The organism is Methanothermococcus jasoni, from assembly GCF_049075655.1.
GTDB lineage: Archaea > AGJL01 > Methanococci > Methanococcales > Methanococcaceae > Methanofervidicoccus.
This window is the reverse complement of sequence record NZ_CP157522.1, coordinates 137,201-156,687: the sequence shown is the minus strand read 5'-3', so window position 1 is coordinate 156,687 and position 19,487 is coordinate 137,201. Positions and strand designations below refer to the sequence as shown.

The window sequence follows — 19,487 nt, the reverse complement described above, 5'->3', positions numbered from 1 at the left end:
AATCTCAAATATGTTTAGATTATGTTTTTCATGTTCATGAGGGTGATATTATGCATTTATTAACTTTGGGAGATTTAGAGAGAAATGATGTTGAAAATATTATTAAAGACGCCATTTATTTTAAAGAGAATAGAAAAACCGAGGATATATTAAAAGATAAAAATATAGCATTAATATTTGAAAGTCCCTCAACAAGGACGAGAATAAGTTTTGATATTGCAGTAAATGAGTTGGGGGGACATTCTTTAATGCTCAATACCGGAGAAACCCACCTGGGAAAAAAAGAGAGTATAAAAGACACTGCAAAGGTAATGAGCAGATATGTGGATGGAATTGTTGCAAGAGTTAAGAATCATAAAACACTTGAAGAACTGGCAAAATACGGCGATGTTCCTGTAATTAATGCATTGAGTAATTTGGCACATCCATGTCAGATATTGGCAGACCTCTTAACAATAAAGGAACATAAAAACAAATTAAAGGGTCTTAAATTATCTTATTTTGGTGATGGAAACAATGTGTGTAATTCCCTATTGATTGGCGGAGCTCTGCTTGGAATGGATGTGTATGCTGCCACACCAGAAGGTTATGAACCAAATGCAATGTTTGTAAAAAAGGCATTGGAAATAGTGGATAAATACGGAGAAGGTAGCATAACACTAACAAATGACCCAAAAGAAGGGGCAGAAGATGCTGATGTATTATACACAGATGTATGGATAAGTATGAGTGATAAAAACAAAGATTTGGAAGAAGTCAAAAGAACATTCCCACCTTACCAAATAAATGAAAAACTATTAAGTTATGCAAAAAATGATGCTATTGTAATGCACTGCCTTCCTGCAAATAGGGGAATGGAAATAACTGATGATGTAATTGATGGAGAACAATCTGTTGTTTATGATGAAGCTGAAAATAGATTACACGCTCAAAAGGCTGTGTTTAAGTATATATTTGATAAAAAGTAAATGTTCAATTTTAGGTTCCAATACGAGCGATAGTGAGTATTGGACTTTGGATGCAACCTTTTTTAAAGGTTGCGCTGGAAATTATATTACACGCTCAAAAAGCTGTATTCAAGTATATATTTGATAAAAATAATGAAAAATAAATAATTATTAAATTTAATACAATTGAAAATAAAAGTAAAAGAGTAATTCACTTAGATATAAAAATTACCTTTAACATCTGGGAGCTCATCATGAGGTGTAATCAATATCGGTCTTTCCAATTCCTCCATTCTTTCCAATATTAATTCTTTCCCATACTGAGTAAGTGCAAATATTGGAACAGATTTTCCCACTTGAACCTTCACATGTCCTTTTACTGCTTCCAAAACACCTTTTGAAGCACAGCACGTGGTTAAATCAAGGTATTTCAAATATTTTTCAACATCTGGTTTATTATACCCTGTTGTATGAACGCCAAAGGTTATAATTTTTACAGATTTTTCAGCAAATGTTTTTTCCAATTCTTTAATTTTTTTAGCATCTTCCAAATTGGCAATGCTTACTCCTATTTTTTTATAACCTAATTCCAATGCCCGTTCAACTCCCTTATATTGGTTGATTTCTGCATTATCCTTATTTAACACAACGCCGCCAGCATTTTCTATTTTTTCAATAACTTTTGGAATTGGCGTAGTTTTTATTATTCCAGATATTCGCCCACACAACCCCTGAACTAGATATGGATTATTTGTTATTACTGTTCCAGCACAGTCGCTAACAATCACCACGGCATCAAGCAATTTATTTTTCAATGCAGTCATGAATATCTCTGACGTTCCAAATCCAACTATGCATTCCCTGGATTCAACAACCCTATTTTCTGTAAATAATCCAAAATCTTTTATTCTAAATTCTATATTCTTTTTAATGGTTTCTTTATTTAATTCATCCATGCCCCTATGTTTTGCAAACAATGGACAATACCTTATCAAAGGTTCTCCAACTTCAACAACTTTCCCATTTTTTACAACCACCTTAGATTTCCCAAGAGCCTCCATTATGTGAATATCTTCCATTTTTTCCTCTCTTTTTTATTTTATCTCCCATTCCTCGCTACCTTCTATTTCAGATGCTTCCTCAGGTTCTTTAATTAATTTTTCAATTACCACATTGTTGGGAACTGCCATTATTTTACTTTCACATACTTTAATTACTGTTCCATCACATTCTGAAACTTTATTCTTCAAATATGCCAGCAATTTTGCGTAATCCTCGTCCATATCTCTTTCTAAATTTATGGTATTTGCAATAACAATATATCCTGCATCAATCATTACAGATATGTCTGTGGCATCCCTATAATCATCGAGCTCGCAAACCTTTATTTTTATAATATTGCTGTCATCATGAATCTTAACAGGAACTTCGACATAATCCTCAATTGCTACTGGGCTAGTTTCTAATTTTGGTTTATTATTTGTTCCTCCTTTAATTAACTCCTTTATTGATTCAAATACCATATTTTCACCATATAACTACTTTTATCATATATAATAATTATTTAATTCACTTTTTTAGGAATTTTATAATGGTATCAATTAGATTTGTAATGCCTTCATAGGTTATTGTTGATGTAAAAATAACCTTATTTTCCAGTCTTTCTTCAATATGATTTTTTAAATAATCTCTTTTATTGTTATCAAGTAAATCACATTTATTGATAACAACTATAATGGGCTTTTGGTATCGATATTTAAGTAAATGATGAAGTTTTTCAAAGCTTTTTGATAGACCTTTTTCTCCATCGACAACATGGATGATTATATCTGCCTTTTCCATCTCCTTATAAGTCTCTTCGAGAATTTTTCCAACCATTATTGGAGATTTTTTTTCACCTGCATAAAGCCCGCCTAAATCTACGAAGGATATATTTGCAATTTTCGGCTCCTTTTTTGACTTACCGTATTTTAATTTTCCCCAAAACTTTTTTACTGGTCTCTTCGTAGTTCCTCCAACTTCCGAAACATTTGAGATATACCTTCCAAAAATAGCATTCAAGAGTGCCGATTTTCCAGAATTTTCTGGACCTATCAAAACTATTTTAAATTCTTCTTTATATGGGGTATTATTAATCATGCTACACCTTTTTTTAAATAATAATATATAAATATTATTATTATTTATTTTTAAATCTTAAAAAAATCCTTTTTACTTTATCAATAAAACTTTTATTATAAACTTCTTCAATTTTATTCATATCTACATAAGAGCCAATAATTTTAAGTGCTAGCTCCATATATGCCTTTGATGACGGGGATTTTGGAGAATACTCAATTACACTCATTCTTTTCAATGTGGCATTTCTTATATTCTCATCCTCAGGTATGGTGCTAATAACTTTTTCATTAACAATCATTTCAATTTCATCAATCCCCATTTCTCCAAAATCTCTTCCAGTTCTATTTAAAACAGCACCCAATATTGAAGTTCCTGCCATTTCACTACTTTGTTTTATTTTAATTCCATCGGCTATTGAAAAGAGCTCAGGTGTTAGAACAATTAAAACCTTATCTGCTATTGCCAAATGGATGGCCATGTCCCTGTTTAATCCAGCCGGTGCATCTATTATTACATAGTCGTAGTCATCGGCAACATCGGATATAACTTCGGGAAATAAATCCAAATCAGATTTTTTATATCCTTCTATTGATAAACTTGTAGGTAGTATGTGAGCTCCGGTTTTATGTTTATATATTGCATCCTTTACATCACATTCTCCCGAAAGAACATCATGTAATGAAGGTCTCTTTTTTTCAAAATTAAATATTAAACCTAAATTAGCCATTGAAATGTCCCCATCTACAATAAGGGTTTTTTTTCCAATTTTTGATAGTGCAACCCCTAAGTTTGCAGAAGTTGTAGTTTTTCCTACGCCACCCTTTCCAGAGGCTATGGTAATAATCATGAAATCACCAGTATGTTTGGAATAAATTATATAAATATAATTATAATATGAATTATAATTAGTTTTATGATAAATAATATGGTTAAATTTTATGAATTTATTATTTTCATAATTTTTTCAGAACCTTCTGTTGGCTCGATTAATCCATCGTATGTATTTGACACTATTTTGTTTATCAATTTTATTTTTATATTATTATTTTTTTTGCAGGATTGTATCATTAAAGGACAGTTTAGGTAAGGGTTTCTTAAAGAGTTTCTTTTCAATGGAAATAAATTTAAAAAATTTAAAATATGTGTTCCAGTGGATTCATCTTTTTTGTAATTCTCGGATATGTGATTATTTATAATGTATTTTATATTTTTATCCACACATTCCTTTATAAGGTATTTGTTCATATTACCACAGATGATATCACAGGGATAATCATTTAATGCGTCCAGTATGTCTTTTCTACTTAATTCAACAGGTTTTATAAAATTATAAGGTATGTTATTGCTTATGAAATAATCTTCAATTATCTTTTTATTATTTGGGGGTAATACAACAGTTCCAATATCCAAAGATACGGCATATACATTAAAATATCTTTTCAAGAAATCCAAAATGGATAAATCATAATCGCATTGAACTAAAACCATTATTTTTTGACCTTTTTTTAATCCGATTTTGTTTAAAAATAAAATTGCTTCTTCCTTTTTTTCTTTTAATATAATTTTATCAATATAGTTTTCTACTCTTATTATTAAATTTTTGTCAAATTGGTGTTTTAAATCTTCTCTTAATTTTCCAACGACCCACCCTCCGGGTCCTATGATTGTGGATTTATCAGAACGGGTTAAAGCGTAGATTATTAAAAATATAGATTCATTTTCTTTATTTGTTTTTATATCTATATCCACTATTTCAAAATTCGTATTTTTTAGGTTTAAATCCTTCCTTATTTTATTTATTTTTTTAATTATTTCTGCCAATAATTTTTCTTTTTCTTTAAATTGCATGCTATCACTTGAATAAACTATAATTATACCTTAGAGATGGTTCGGTTATGATTTTCCATATATTCAACATAAATATAAAATATTTTGAATAGCCAATAAAAAAATTTCTATTCCAATAGGTAAAAATTTAAGGTTTTTATTAAATTGGGATTTTTTAGTTTATTTAACTATAAAATAAAAAAATATTATAGATTATATATTATCTCATCATTTAGTTTGTCAAATATATTCGATTCATCTTTGTCTGCAATATTGAAGAATTCTGATTTAATAGTTTTGAAATACTTATCAATATCTTTATTAATTTGGATTATCTGTTAGCATTTTATTTAATAATTTTTTATCCCTTTAAACCCGTGAGCTACTATTGTTGTATGCCTTAGGTTGTTATAGTCCTTTTTATACATTTTGTATTTTTCCATATGTCCTGAGCTCATTTGAATAAACTCCATAGAGATGATTTATAACTGTAATGTAAATATTTATCTTGCCATCCTTTGATTTTATTTCCATCCCACTATGGTCTGATTTTAACACCAACTTCCATAACTTACTTGTGCATTCAATATCGTATTTCCATCCCACTATGGTCTGATTTTAACTCCTCTAAAAGTATATCTGCCATACGCTCTATAATTTCTATTTCCATCCCACTATGGTCTGATTTTAACTTTCTATATTCATTATCCGTTAAGTTAATTATTGAGTTATTTCCATCCCACTTGGTCTGATTTTAACAATTATCTCGAAAAATAAAAATGTATTCAACAAAATAATTTCCATCCCACTATGGTCTGATTTTAACTCTTTGAATTCTTCAATGCTACTTGGTTCAACATCAATTTCCATCCCACTATGGTCTGATTTTAACAATATAAAGAACGACAAATTTCCATCCCACTATGGTCTGATTTTAACTGCCCAGCAGAAATATTATCTAGATTGCCAGACGATATTTCCATCCCACTATGGTCTGATTTTAACCATATAAAATTAAATGCGTTTAGTATCATTTCACCATTTCCATCCCACTATGGTCTGATTTTAACACAACAGCCCCTGATGACTGTCCTTGCACCAGCAGGAATTTCCATCCCACTATGGTCTGATTTTAACTACCACCCCCTCAAGTAATCCGCCAATACCCAAATCGCTTTCCATCCCACTATGGTCTGATTTTAACCTCTCAATATTTGACAATAACGCCAATATCTGAAAATACTTTCCATCCCACTATGGTCTGATTTTAACCACACAGGCTCTACCATGAATTTTTAAAAGAAAATTTCCATCCCACTATGGTCTGATTTTAACCACACAGGCTCTACCATGAATTTTTAAAAGAAAATTTCCATCCCACTATGGTCTGATTTTAACTTTGGATTATCCCATGATTTTACCAACAACGTTGTTAGATTTCCATCCCACTATGGTCTGATTTTAACGATTTCTATTTAATCGATTACGTAATTACAGATATTTCCATCCCACTATGGTCTGATTTTAACTATATTGATAATGCAAAACAAGGACGAAGATATGCAGTATTTCCATCCCACTATGGTCTGATTTTAACAATCACCCAATCACCCAATAAACTCAACAGGACCATCATTTCCATCCCACTATGGTCTGATTTTAACCTACTGTTGTTTTCATCCTGGCAACGATCCAAACATTTCCATCCCACTATGGTCTGATTTTAACGGTAAAAACAAAGTCTAACATCATTATTGAATTAATGAATTTCCATCCCACTATGGTCTGATTTTAACAAACCTGTGAGCCTCATCTCTGCCGCTTTTTTTATATGATTTCCATCCCACTATGGTCTGATTTTAACGTTCAGAACAAATACGCAGTATTTTAACTCATTCCCATATTTCCATCCCACTATGGTCTGATTTTAACTTTAATAAATCCACTTTCAATTAAACATCCAAAATTTCCATCCCACTATGGTCTGATTTTAACGAGTTTATCGATCAGAATAGAACGAATAAACTTCCTAATTTCCATCCCACTATGGTCTGATTTTAACTTCATATATTGTCAGGGCAAAAGCCCAACCTTGTTTTGAATTTCCATCCCACTATGGTCTGATTTTAACAAACTCTCGTAATTCCAGAATACCCCCATAAGATAGATTTCCATCCCACTATGGTCTGATTTTAACGGAAGAGAACCCCCACCACCCCACAAATACGCAAGAGAATTTCCATCCCACTATGGTCTGATTTTAACAGGTTCCTATTGATTGGCGAGCGAAGCGAGCCAATAAATATTTCCATCCCACTATGGTCTGATTTTAACTTAAATCCTCATCATTTTTTAGTTCTTCTTCATGAAAATTTCCATCCCACTATGGTCTGATTTTAACTATTTTTTAGTAAGGTTTAAATAGTATGAAAATATATTATTTCCATCCCACTATGGTCTGATTTTAACAAATATACCATAAAAGAATATGTTTCAGTCATAAAAATTTCCATCCCACTATGGTCTGATTTTAACCTTTTTCAAGTGTTTATATATTTCTTCTGCAGTTTTTATATTTCCATTATGGTCTGATTTTAACGGGGATATGCTACTACTCATCCCTACAATCTCAATATTATTTCCATCCCACTATGGTCTGATTTTAACTAAATCGTCATCAATTACGCTATTGTTGGATAATGAAATTTCCACCCCACTATGGTCTGATTTTAACAATCTGGACATGTTGGAATAATAAACCAAGAATCAAAATTTCCATCCCACTATGGTCTGATTTTAACGAATGAATGAAAGGTGATATTATGAACTTAGACGAATTAAATTTCCACCCCACTATGGTCTGATTTTAACGTGGGAGTGTGGGAAAAAACAAACCCCTCTCCTATAAAATTTCCATCCCACTATGGTCTGATTTTAACTTTACAAAAGAACAATACAATAATCGTATTTGATTTAAATTTCCACCCCACTATGGTCTGATTTTAACTAGATGTTACAATTACAATTAATGAAGCAGTTATTGATTTCCATCCCACTATGGTCTGATTTTAACCATAGAGGACGGAACACTTGAACCAACTGACGAATTTCCATCCCACTATGGTCTGATTTTAACTAAAAAAAACAATATTTATAATTAACTTTGGAAAAAAAATTTCCATCCCACTATGGTCTGATTTTAACATGTTGAGATTAATATCGTCTAATACGCTTTTTATTTCCATCCCACTATGGTCTGATTTTAACGAAATTGAAATAATTGATTTTGACGCACTTTCATTATTTCCATCCCACTATGGTCTGATTTTAACCAAAATATAGACACTATATGTAAGTGTGACTATGACGCATTTCCATCCCACTATGGTCTGATTTTAACCCTTTAAAACGGATTTAAGGGCATCATTTACATTTTGATTTCCATCCCACTATGGTCTGATTTTAACTATATATTAGTATTACCATAGTAATACAATAGAGAGAAATTTCCATCCCACTATGGTCTGATTTTAACATTGAAAAAGACATATACGAAGTAAATATAAAAGAATATTTCCATCCCACTATGGTCTGATTTTAACAAAGCAAAGCTTTGGGAAAACAAAAGCATAAGAAAAACATTTCCATCCCACTATGGTCTGATTTTAACGGATTTGGTATATTGCGTACCTATACATATGTTAAATATTTCCATCCCACTATGGTCTGATTTTAACGTCCGAGAATTACATATAATGATGATAAAGGCTGGATATTTCCATCCCACTATGGTCTGATTTTAACTTCAAACGCCAAAATTGATACTGAATCCAACTGATATATTTCCATCCCACTATGGTCTGATTTTAACGCCATAGAGCTAATATATATATATTATCCTTTTCACGATTTCCATCCCACTATGGTCTGATTTTAACCCCTTTCTATTTTCCTACCTATTGCATCCTTCTTTGAATTTCCATCCCACTATGGTCTGATTTTAACAGTTTAAAATATTCCTTATTTTACACTAAATACCTTTGCATTTCTTCTATTTAAAACTTTCGAATCTCGAATCACATTGATTTTTAGAGTATATATAGTATTAGGGTTCGTCTACGACAGATAATTTACAAATATTTAAAGAAATAAACGATATTTTATAAGTATTTTTTAAAAATTTAAAAAATTAGCAAGGAAAACCATAAAATAACTAAATATAGTATAGATATTTTAAAAATCCCCATAATTTCATTTATTTAAATTTATTAATTATATCAAAAATAATAGACATTTACGACGAAAGTAGAGGGGATATTTTCAAAAATAGAAAAAGAATAACCAATATTATAAAAAAATAATAGTTAATAGTAAGGATTTAAAACCTACACATTCCAAAACCCATAGAATTCTTTTCACCAAATCCACACTCATAACCAAATCTAATTAAATCATAATCTCCTTCAACCTTAAAGACCAATTCAGAACATCTACAAAAAGTATTTTTTATTTTCATTCTTTTTTGTTTTGACTTTAAGATTTCAAAATTAAAATCCAAATCGCATTTTTTGCCATAAAAACTCTTCATACTTTCTTTTTAAGTTATTTTTAAAGTTCTCGTAAAATTTGGCATCATCTGGAAGCAAATCATATATTTTTTTAGCACCGTTTTCGTTATCAACAAGAGTTTTTAAATAAACGGGAGAAATCGTCTTCAATATATCAAATTCTTCTGGAATTTTTTCAATGGTGAGAGTATTTGGCAGGAGCTCTACACCATTAATTGTAATACTTCCATAACAGTCCAGTATCCCACTTACAAAATTGCCTAAAAATTCGTTATTTGGCGAAGATAAGTATAGATAAACCTTACCGTCTCTTGTAATTATCCCATTTTTGTCCATTTTTCGTTTAGGAATATTCAACAAAGAAAAAGTGAAAAATTTATATTTTTTGTAGTCATGAAGCTTTTTTGAATACTCCCCATCGGCATTGTTAAGCACATTGTATATGGCAGATGCCAGATGATACTGATGATTAAATGGGATTAAAGTTCCTTTTTCAGTTTTAAACTCTAATTTTGCCCTCATAATCTCCTCCCCTCTATAATATATCTGATTGAATATTTTTTTCTATACCTAATACCTTTCTATCTATATACTTTCTATCTCTTAATTTGAATATTATTATGCTATCTAATTCTTTATCAATTATATTTTTAAGCCCATCTTCCACTTTTAAAAATTCGGACTCAGTTAATTCTCCTTCGAACACACTGTTTTGGACCCAATTTAACCAAGTTCTTAAAAATTTCTTTATTTTATTTACTCTCTCAACCCCTACGTCATAAACGATTATCACATACATATAAATCATCACCACCAAATTATAAAAGGTTCGTATTTTTCCATCCCTAAAATATGTTTTTGGAGTTTGTAGCACTCCAATCTTATTAATCTCTGATATGAGACATTTCTACCTAATTTTCTATGTTTTATAGTATTTTCAAGCTGTTTTTTATAATAACTTAAAAATAATTTTCTCCCTTCGTCATTTAACAGACAGAAATTCAAATCCTTCTCAAAATGGTCTTCCCTTATTATTTTCCTATTTATTAGATTAAATATTACCCTATCCACCAATAACGGCTTAAAAACATCGGCAATATCAAGGGCAAGTGAAAATCTTCTATCCGACGGCTCGTGCAGGTAGGATATTGTTGGATGAAGGTATGTGTTGAATATTTCAGTAATTACTGTGGCATATAAAAGCGAGTTCCCAAAACTGATTAAAGCATTTATCTCGTTGTGTGGCGGTCTTCTGCTTCTTTTTTCAAATTGAAAGTTATTTATTATCTTATCAAAATTTCCGTAGTATTCATTCCTCATCAATGCCTCAACAGACATTATATCCGTTATGTTGCTTGAATTATCCAACCTCTTCATTATGTCGTCGATTGGAAAATCAACCTTATATCTACTTAGATTCCGATGGATATTTTTAGCACTACCTTCAACGAATTTCTTTGCAAGGTGGTTCCTTTTGTATTTATCTAAATAATGACTGGATTGATGCACCACAACATTTCCAGAAAATCGCTCCCCCTTTGGATAGAAGCTCCCCACATACCAACCATTTCTATTAAAATAATGAATCGGAACATTATATTTTGCCAATAATTCAACGACCTTTGAAGTATATGACAAACTACCATAGCTATATATTGCATATATTTTTTCAACTGGAATTGGAGTTCTTTTCCCATTTTTATCTATAAAATATATGGTATTTTCTTTTCTTACAAGTTTTCCATCGGTTGTAATGTATTTATTCGATTTCATATTTTCCCCCGCGTATTATGAAAAGCAAAATTCATAATATGCACATTTTTTGCAATAGCTCTTTCTTTCGGGTTTTATCGGTTCATCACGATTTATTATGTTTTCAATATCTTCAATAATTTTCATCAATTCTTTTTCGCCTTTTTCAGTTAATGTTATTTTTTCTACCTTATGTTTTGAAGGATAATTTATAATTCCAATAGCCTCTATGCCTAATTTTTTTAGATAAAACAAATAATAGAGAAGTTGATATCTATCTGCTGTTTTCATTTTATCGGATTTTTTGACCTCGTGAATTTCCAGAGCTCCGTCATTATTCTTTATAAAATCTATGGCTATACTGTCAATAATCACATCCCTTTTTTCGTTTTTGTAGGACCTCCTATGAATTATATTGCCGAGCTCTACAATATCGCTCTCTTTTTCCATTTGGATATTTTTCGAAAAAAGATAAAGTTTTGTTTTACAGATGAAGTAGTAGTTTATCTGTGTTCCTCTGATTTTTAAGTCCCTGAATGACTTTGTTAAATCCATAATATCCCTTAAAGAATGTCATCATCATTAAATATCTCCCCCAAATTAACTTTTAAATCATAAATTTTAATTCTTTTTTTTGAGTATATGGGGGAAAGCGTTTCAATATCATTTGTCAGATTTTCAAAAAATTCCTTATCTTCAAAATATTTTCTTGCATGAAGTTTCCATTGCTCAAATTTTTCTATGAATATATCTCCAATATAGTCAGAATATATAAATTTAAACCATTCAGCTTTATTGTTTCCACCGATAGTTGTGGCAGACATGATATTCTCCAATAATGAATATGTATCAATGCCTACAACTACATTTTCCCTTTTATCCCTAAAATCTTCAATAAAAATAATTTTATTTTCTCTATCTACTCTGACAAACGCATTATTTAAGAGCCATATTAAATCATATTCTGTTTCTTTTCCATCCTCATATATTACTTTCCAAATAATGCTGTCATTTCTAAATCTCTTAAATGAATTTTTTATAGTCTTCCACCATTTCAATAGATTATGCCTCACATCCTCATCAACAATATCCTCGTCAATATCGTCTTCAATCGCCTTTATCTTTTTATTTAAGTGATGGAATGCCCAATAGTATTGAAATTTATCGGCTAAATCCATTAAAATTTTTCTTCTATTGTATGATTGCTTGTATAGGCATTCTTCCATTGAGTTTATAAGACTCCACAGAATCGCACCGCAGAATTTAGGAATTTTATCTTTTTTAAATTCCTTATCTTCAAAGGCGTTTTTCATTAAATCCACAAAATCATAATAATCTATTTGATTATTGATATTTTCTGCTAGTCTATTGTATATTTTTGGATTGATAGTGCAGTATATCTTGCATTTTTCCCTGCCTCTTCCAACCCTTCCAATCCTCTGCATAAAATTTCTTAAATACCTCCCAGAATCCATATAGCACAATGATACTGGATAATTTACTCCGACTTCTGACTTTGAAGTTGTAATTATAATATCGGCATTTTCCATTTGGTTAAGGTCGTTATTTTCCTTTTTTTCTTTTGTTTGCAATCCTGTATCTATCCATATATTAACGCCTTCTTCCTTCAATTCCTGTTTAAGTATATATTTAAAGTTCATAGCATCCCTTAATGAATTAAATATTATCAAAACCTTTTCATTTTTTGATAATGATGACATTATTTCCATTTTTACATTGTAGTTTAGCTTTCCATCGGTTATTAAATATCCAAACAAACTTCTTTCAATATTTTTTGAGATTTTAATAAATTCAATATCCATCTCCCCCTGGATTGTTCTTCCACTGCCATTGTTGTCCAATGGCTGTGTAATTATATTTGACATAATACCATGTTCTTTGAAGAGCTCCATTAAATTTTCTTCAGGGGTAGCTGAAACAAAAAACCACCTTATTTTTTTAAAATAGTTCCATGTAGATAAAAATAAAACTAAGATTGTCCCAAGCTGTTCCTCATCATATAGATGATATTCATCAAAAATAATGTAATCAAATTTACTAAAAAATTCGCTCCAATCCGGGAAATTTTTTACGTGCCCAAATCTGTGATATCCACCATGCAACAAGTAATTTATTATATCTGGATTTGTTATAACAATTTCGCTATTTTTTGTAATTTCAATTAATTCTTCCCCTCTTTTTCTACCCTTTTCTGTAAGTGAGCTCCCTGTTAATACTGATGTTTTTATTCCCAAATTTTTAAGGGTTTTTTCAATATCCATTACCAATGCATTTGTGGGAACTACAATCAAACCCCTTGGTTTTGTAAAAAAGCCATTATCCTCCGCATAAATAATTGGAAATGAAAAAGAAAAAGTTTTACCTGCCCCAGTAGGAGCTACGATAAAATTTATATTATTTAATTCAGCAATATCTGAATAAAAAATCTCTTGAAACCTGTGAAGGGTTATATTATATTTATCTATTATTTTATTTCCAAAAGGAAGACATTTTTTAGAAACAATAATATTTAAGCATTCCATAATACCCCTCAATTCAATTAAATAAAAAAATTAAGCAAATAATTTTAAAACATCATCATCCTTACAATTGGTAATCAATATGTAGTTAGATAAAACAAATTTTATATTTTGATTCTCCCTCAATTTTATATCCTTTCCAAATATTTTTTTAATAGTATAGAGATTTAACCAGAGCTCTGAATTGTTATTGTCATTAGTATCTTTTTCCTCCAACAGTAACAAACATTCTCGACCTGTGCCTACCCTTAATGTAAATCGCTCTGGAAGATTAATGGATTTATCATCCATCCATAGGGATGCTTCAAAAGTAGAACCCTCCTTGATTCCCTGTATGTGGAAATAATTTTTAAATAATCCCTTCCCCATCTGTTCAATAATATTCTTTCTAACCATATAATCAGAGATTTCAGAAGTTTTTTTTGCATATATTCTTGTTTTTTCAACATCAATGGGTCTTCCAACCGTCCAGAAGAAACCAAATTCTTTTATTTCTTCGTAATTAGGCTTATTTTTCACCTGATATGTGTATTCTCTTTTTTTAGCTAAATTAAAATTTAATGCATAGTCTAAGGCAATATCTCCAATAAACGGCTCAGTTGAAGCTACTCCCCCTTCTGTTTTGTTATAAGAAAATAATGGAGAAAGAAGGGTTATTTTGTAATGTTTAAGCATATTAGACACCCAATTCTTTCAATAAATTATCCACTTCTTTATTTTTTAATATGTTACATTTTATCATATAATTTATGCTATCATTGAGCATTTTTAAATACAACTGCTTTAGTTTTTCATCATCATTCAAATATTCATCTACTAATGAATTAAACTCTTCCAATTCTTTGTCTTTAATAACAACAGATGAATTGTTATTTAATTTATCTGTAATAAATTTCCGAATGTTCTCAAAATTAACCTCTCCCGTAAATTCTTTGGATATTGAATAGGAAGATACAGGTGGTTCAAAGGTATCCAATGCAATGGCAATTATATTGTTTTTCATGTTTGCATCCATTACATTTTGCTGAGCTCCATACCGTATGGTTTTTACATGGGAAATTATTGTATGCAGAAAACCCTCTGGTGTAATATCATAGAATGTTAAAAACTGTGGGAAATAAACTCCTGGTTTAATATATTGAATTTCATACAAACTCTGCCTTTGAGAACCCTTGTCTTTGTCCCACATTGTCCCCTCTTCACTTAGTGCGTTATGGGTAAATTCTTCGGTTATTTCGTCTTTATCTCTTATTGAATACGCCCATTCATATATCGCCCTTGCTGGGAGACCTGTGGAATCGTTGGATTGAGTTACTGAATCACCGAATATTATGGAATTTGGATTTGCCAATTGTTTTGATTCTTTTATAAAATTATACTCCAATTTTGGATGAACAACATGGTATTTTCTGCACAATATTAAACCAGTTAATTTTTCCTTTGATTTTAATTTTCTTGATGGAATTACAACAGGTTCTTTGTTATCAATTGATGTGCTTATCACTTCGTCTGATTCAGTTGAACGGTTTATTAAATATCCTGTAGTTTCCCTAATAGTTGCCACTTTTATTACATTTGGTGTTCTCTTGTCAAATTCATCTTGGAAGTATTCACTCGGTATTATGGAGTAAATTTTTTCTCTAAACTCATTAACAACTTCTTTATCATATTGTATCTCAACAGGTTCTATTTTTTGTTTTGCCATTTTATATCACCATTTACCTTTATTTATATTTATATAAGTTAATTAATTTTCTTTTTTAGAAAAATACTCTTTTCTTTTTTCATCGGATTTTATTGAGTAATATAGGCCAAACCCGTATGTCCAATACCTCTGCTCTTTTTTAGATGGAATCTTCCCCTTCCATACGCCTTTAAATAATTCATTATATAATATATTACAAAATTCTTCTATCCGTTCTTTTTTACTTTGATAAGGATACTTTCGATAAAGCATACCTGCCATTAATGCCTTTATATTCTCTTCATCATACCCCTTTTTAACCCCAGTTTTTAATACATCCAAACTTTCCCTAATCATGGATGTTTTGGATGAAGCACTTTTACTTGACCACTCTATATCAGAAGCCACATCTGCAAGTTTTTCTAAAATATTCATTTTCTCACCACCAATTCTTTTTACAATGGGATTTAATTCAACCTCATCTTTATTCACAAAAGATGATGGGTTATCTAATTTAGATAAATAGTAAAAAAATGCCATTGGATTGTCTGCATAGTCGTTAAACAGAGAAACTACAATGTTTGCGGATTTAGACCCTCCTTTTATTGTATACCCTAACTTCCATAATAAATCAAACTCTTTTTTTACATTTTCAATTTCATCAATCCTCACCCGTTCCCATTTTAATTTTTTAAATGATTTAGGGGAATAATCAAATAATGTAGTCTCTTTCTTTATTTTGTCTGGATTAAACGGATAAGTTAGATAAACTTTAAAACCTGTGTTATATACAAAATTCAATATATTTCTATAAAATCTTATGAAATCAACCTGATTTGATATATCCACAAAACTCATTAAAAATGGAGTTAGTTCCTCCCCACTTTTAACCCTAAATCCATATACTATGGAATTTTTATAATCCTCAATATCGTTTTTTAAGAAATTCCCTAAGTTTTCAGACATTTCTTCCACATATTTTGTTAATTCTTCATCGAGTATTGGAACAAAGTAATCGTAGGCATCGATATATACTGATTGAACATTTTCCTTATTGCCGAAAACTATTTTTCTGAATATAACTTCGGTTAAACATAACGGACATATATTTTTAGCAGTGTTATTCAAGGATACTACGGTTCTGTTAGTAAATCCTCTTGGTTTAAACCCAAAACATAAATTTTGGTTTGCAACAATCTCGGATTCGCATCCACATAATGAACAAATTTTCTTTTTTGACCCTATGTCCTTTACATCTATATTTTTTAGTTTTACGCCATTTAAATATATATAATTCATAATCTCGTTAATTACTATGTTTAAATCAACTTTTTCGGAACCCTTGTAATTTTCATTTAATAGATATTTTAAATCGTTTAATATATCTTCTTCACTAAATCCAACTTTTGTAGCAAGATACAATTTCAAATAGTTTTTCAAACCTGTATCTTTACTATTTTTAATATCATCAACAATTTTTTCATTCATATTGAAGGAATTATTAACTTCAAAATATTTTTTACTTAATTTATCTTTCAACAACTTAACATCCTTTTTATTGCTTTCAGTCGGTGTTAATTGCAGTAAAAATTTTAAAAGTATAAATTGCCGTTTTTCATCATCATTAAATCCTTCGAATTCTTTAACAAATAACTCATTTATTTCCTCGTTTTTTGTAATTCCCCTATAAAAATAATCAAACTCGTATTTTTTAAGGATTTTATCCATAAACTTTCGCATGTTTTCCATATTTATGTCAATAAATCTAAACACATCAAGCTGAGCTTTTTGTCTATCTACTGTAATAAGTTTTTCAACATTTCTAAGTAAAAAATCTTCAAAAGTTCTTTTTAAATAAGTAGTATGGTTTCCAATATCATCCAAATTTGAATCCCCCTCATAAATAAACCCTCTTGGTGATATAATATAACAACAATTTACTTCTTCCCTCAACCTTTCAACAACAAATCTTGTTAAGAGCTCATATGGTGTTTCATCAAAATAAACTATATTTACATCTACATGTTCCTTTAATTTTTTCCAAATTCTCAACAACTCCCCATATTCGTTTATTGGAATAGAAATGCCATCTGCCAAATGAATAATCTCAATTAAATCATCTTTTATCAATCTATCAATGCCCAATCTTGAAGGTAACTTTTCATCTGAAATTGTGAATCTCGTTCTCTCCTCTGTTGCCAATACAAGATATTTTATGATTTCTCTTTCTTCTTCATTTAATTCAAGTTTCAAATCGTTTAAATCATCTTCAAGATATTCTTCAATTGATTTTTTTAGGTCAATTTCATTGTGCAATTTGTTGATATCATGAAATGTGTATGCAATGCATAAACACCTTATGAGCATTTTTATATCGTTGTTTTCATCATTTTTATTTATTAAACCCCTATCCAACCATTTATTTTCTAAAACTTTTAAAGAAGGAACTATTCCATTTAATATATGCATAGGATAACTCATGTCAGGTAAATCCACTCCATTTATTTCCCCTTTTCTAATTTTATCCTCAAAAAGTTTTCCTCCTTTTGCAGGATTTAACCTATATTTTTTAAATATTTTGATAAATGTGTTATTAAAATAAAATTTTACTTCCGTCCTGAAAACTTTTGATTCGAACATTTGATTTGATTTTATTTTCACCATCATGCCACCCAATTTGAAAAACTTTAATATATTATTGGATGGATTATAATATATAAAGATAACTATTAACTAAAATGGTTAAGTATTATGTTTTAATGACATAGGTTTATAAACACTCGACAAAAAAGAAAAAAGAATTAGTTATTTCTATTTATTTTCTCTGCGATTATGGTTTCTCCGGCATATACCTTGTCATTTTTCTTTACTTTTAAAACATATCTGTCCTTTGGGAGTATAACCGCAGTTTGAGAGCCTAACTTTATAAGACCTATTCTCTGACCCATGGCAACATAATCCCCGTCATTAACATTGCAAACTGTTCTCCTTGCCACAATGCCTGCAATCTGAACAACGCCGATATAATCACTCCCATTTTTGATAATGATTATATTTCGCTCATTTTTTTTGGACAAATCCCCCATAAACGCAGGATAAAATCCACCATCTATATGTTTTGTATATACTACTTCCCCTCCAACCGGAGCTCTATTAACATGGACATCAAATGGAGACATAAATATACCAATAACATAGGAGCCGTTTTTGTAGTATTTATCGATGCCCTTCAAGATATAGTTATTTCCATCCTTATAGACTTCTGGAAGTCCATTATATTCTTCTATATATAATATGTTTCCATCTGCTGGGGAAACACATAAGTTATTCCCATTAGGTATAGTCCGGTCTGGGTCTCTGTAAAAATAAACAGTAAATAACAAAACTGAACATATTCCAACAGCAAAAAGCTTTTGATAGGTTTTAATTTTTTTAGTGCCCATATAATCACCATGTAAAAAAAATGAAAAAATGATGATGAAAAACTAATATTAATTTCTACGTCTCTTTATTCATTAGCAGATAATTTCTTTTTTAAATGAGGCATTAATCCACCGTCATTTAAAATGTCCATCATGAAATCTGGAAGTTTTTGACCTTTTAATTCTTCCCCTGTTGTGAGGTTTGTTATTGTTCCCTTATCTAAATCTACCCTTAAAATATCTCCTTCTTTAACATGTTTTGTAATTTCCTTACATTCCAATAATGGAAGCCCGATATTTATGGAATTTCTGTAAAATATTCTTGCGAAACTTTCAGCAATTACCAAAGATATGCCTAATCCTTTTAATCCCATCGGCGCATGTTCTCTTGAACTTCCAGAACCAAAGTTTTTTCCACCTACGATAATGTCTCCTTTATTTGCTTTTTCTGGAAATTCTGGGTCTATTCCAGTCATAGCGTATCTTGCTAGTTCTTCTTCTGTGGTATATACTAAATATCTTGCAGGAAGTATAGCATCAGTATCGACATTATCCCCAAAAACCCATGCTTTGCCTTCTATTGTTTTTTCCATAATTTCACCACCATTTTAAAATTTTATTTATTT

General features: G+C 30.2%; 17 protein-coding genes, 1 pseudogene and 2 CRISPR repeat arrays. Of the genes and pseudogenes, 1 reads left to right on the top strand and 17 read right to left on the bottom strand.

Translation table 11 applies throughout. From position 1 onward, the window contains the following. The first annotated feature begins 50 nt into the window (after positions 1-50). Positions 51-968, top strand: a complete 918-nt coding sequence (argF, locus tag Mjas_RS00750; RefSeq protein ID WP_421077894.1) for an ornithine carbamoyltransferase — start codon at positions 51-53, stop codon at positions 966-968. Between the two features lie 194 nt (positions 969-1,162). On the opposite strand, the gene Mjas_RS00745 is transcribed toward argF, so the two are convergent. The 17 genes and pseudogenes from Mjas_RS00745 to Mjas_RS00665 all read right to left on the bottom strand — a co-directional run bounded on the left by Mjas_RS00745 (position 1,163) and on the right by Mjas_RS00665 (position 19,454). Then, the gene (locus tag Mjas_RS00745; RefSeq protein WP_421077893.1) at positions 1,163-2,026 is read right to left on the bottom strand and encodes a methanogenesis marker 8 protein; all 864 of its coding nucleotides are present in this window, start codon (positions 2,024-2,026) and stop codon (positions 1,163-1,165) included. 15 nt (positions 2,027-2,041) lie between these two features. Next, complete coding sequence (gene sepF, locus Mjas_RS00740; RefSeq protein WP_421077892.1) at positions 2,042-2,470, bottom strand: cell division protein SepF; 429 nt, start codon at positions 2,468-2,470, stop codon at positions 2,042-2,044. A gap of 46 nt (positions 2,471-2,516) precedes the next feature. After that, a complete protein-coding gene (locus Mjas_RS00735) occupies positions 2,517-3,086 on the bottom strand; it encodes an Era-like GTP-binding protein (protein WP_421077891.1) in 570 nt (189 codons plus the stop codon). Positions 3,087-3,126: 40 nt separating this feature from the next. Beyond that, on the bottom strand, positions 3,127-3,915 hold the full coding sequence (gene minD, locus Mjas_RS00730; protein ID WP_421077890.1) for a cell division ATPase MinD: 789 nt from the start codon (positions 3,913-3,915) through the stop codon (positions 3,127-3,129). An 89-nt stretch (positions 3,916-4,004) separates the two neighbouring features. Next, positions 4,005-4,916, bottom strand: a complete 912-nt coding sequence (locus Mjas_RS00725) for a hypothetical protein (protein WP_421077889.1) — start codon at positions 4,914-4,916, stop codon at positions 4,005-4,007. Positions 4,917-5,315: 399 nt separating this feature from the next. Further along, complete coding sequence (locus tag Mjas_RS00720) at positions 5,316-5,501, bottom strand: hypothetical protein (protein ID WP_421077888.1); 186 nt, start codon at positions 5,499-5,501, stop codon at positions 5,316-5,318. A 114-nt stretch (positions 5,502-5,615) separates the two neighbouring features. Continuing rightward, positions 5,616-5,765 (bottom strand): hypothetical protein, encoded by a 150-nt coding sequence (locus tag Mjas_RS00715; RefSeq protein WP_421077887.1) that lies wholly within the window; start codon positions 5,763-5,765, stop codon positions 5,616-5,618. Between the two features lie 38 nt (positions 5,766-5,803). Then, positions 5,804-7,430: direct repeats of the CRISPR family, unit length 30 nt; unit sequence ATTTCCATCCCACTATGGTCTGATTTTAAC. Positions 7,431-7,531: 101 nt separating this feature from the next. Next, a CRISPR array of direct repeats spans positions 7,532-8,900; the repeat unit is 30 nt; unit sequence ATTTCCATCCCACTATGGTCTGATTTTAAC. 373 nt (positions 8,901-9,273) lie between these two features. After that, positions 9,274-9,985, bottom strand: a pseudogene (cas6, locus tag Mjas_RS00710) (CRISPR-associated endoribonuclease Cas6). Between the two features lie 13 nt (positions 9,986-9,998). Beyond that, the gene (cas2, locus tag Mjas_RS00705) at positions 9,999-10,262 is read right to left on the bottom strand and encodes a CRISPR-associated endonuclease Cas2 (RefSeq protein WP_421077886.1); all 264 of its coding nucleotides are present in this window, start codon (positions 10,260-10,262) and stop codon (positions 9,999-10,001) included. Positions 10,263-10,270: 8 nt separating this feature from the next. Beyond that, the gene (gene cas1b / locus Mjas_RS00700) at positions 10,271-11,236 is read right to left on the bottom strand and encodes a type I-B CRISPR-associated endonuclease Cas1b (protein ID WP_421077885.1); all 966 of its coding nucleotides are present in this window, start codon (positions 11,234-11,236) and stop codon (positions 10,271-10,273) included. 15 nt (positions 11,237-11,251) lie between these two features. Further along, entirely contained in the window at positions 11,252-11,770 is a 519-nt protein-coding gene (cas4, locus tag Mjas_RS00695) for a CRISPR-associated protein Cas4 (protein WP_421077884.1), read from the bottom strand. An 8-nt stretch (positions 11,771-11,778) separates the two neighbouring features. Further along, the gene (gene cas3 / locus Mjas_RS00690; RefSeq protein ID WP_421077883.1) at positions 11,779-13,758 is read right to left on the bottom strand and encodes a type I-D CRISPR-associated helicase Cas3'; all 1,980 of its coding nucleotides are present in this window, start codon (positions 13,756-13,758) and stop codon (positions 11,779-11,781) included. 30 nt (positions 13,759-13,788) lie between these two features. Continuing rightward, a complete protein-coding gene (gene cas5d, locus Mjas_RS00685) occupies positions 13,789-14,430 on the bottom strand; it encodes a type I-D CRISPR-associated protein Cas5/Csc1 (RefSeq protein ID WP_421077882.1) in 642 nt (213 codons plus the stop codon). A 1-nt stretch (position 14,431) separates the two neighbouring features. Then, the gene (cas7d, locus tag Mjas_RS00680) at positions 14,432-15,460 is read right to left on the bottom strand and encodes a type I-D CRISPR-associated protein Cas7/Csc2 (RefSeq protein ID WP_421077881.1); all 1,029 of its coding nucleotides are present in this window, start codon (positions 15,458-15,460) and stop codon (positions 14,432-14,434) included. A gap of 42 nt (positions 15,461-15,502) precedes the next feature. Beyond that, positions 15,503-18,103, bottom strand: a complete 2,601-nt coding sequence (locus Mjas_RS00675) for a hypothetical protein (RefSeq protein ID WP_421077880.1) — start codon at positions 18,101-18,103, stop codon at positions 15,503-15,505. 137 nt (positions 18,104-18,240) lie between these two features. Further along, positions 18,241-18,882: an archaetidylserine decarboxylase gene (locus Mjas_RS00670; RefSeq protein ID WP_421077879.1), complete on the bottom strand. Its 642-nt coding sequence runs from the start codon at positions 18,880-18,882 to the stop codon at positions 18,241-18,243. Between the two features lie 65 nt (positions 18,883-18,947). After that, complete coding sequence (locus Mjas_RS00665) at positions 18,948-19,454, bottom strand: 3-isopropylmalate dehydratase small subunit (protein ID WP_421077878.1); 507 nt, start codon at positions 19,452-19,454, stop codon at positions 18,948-18,950. Positions 19,455-19,487: the final 33 nt, after the last annotated feature.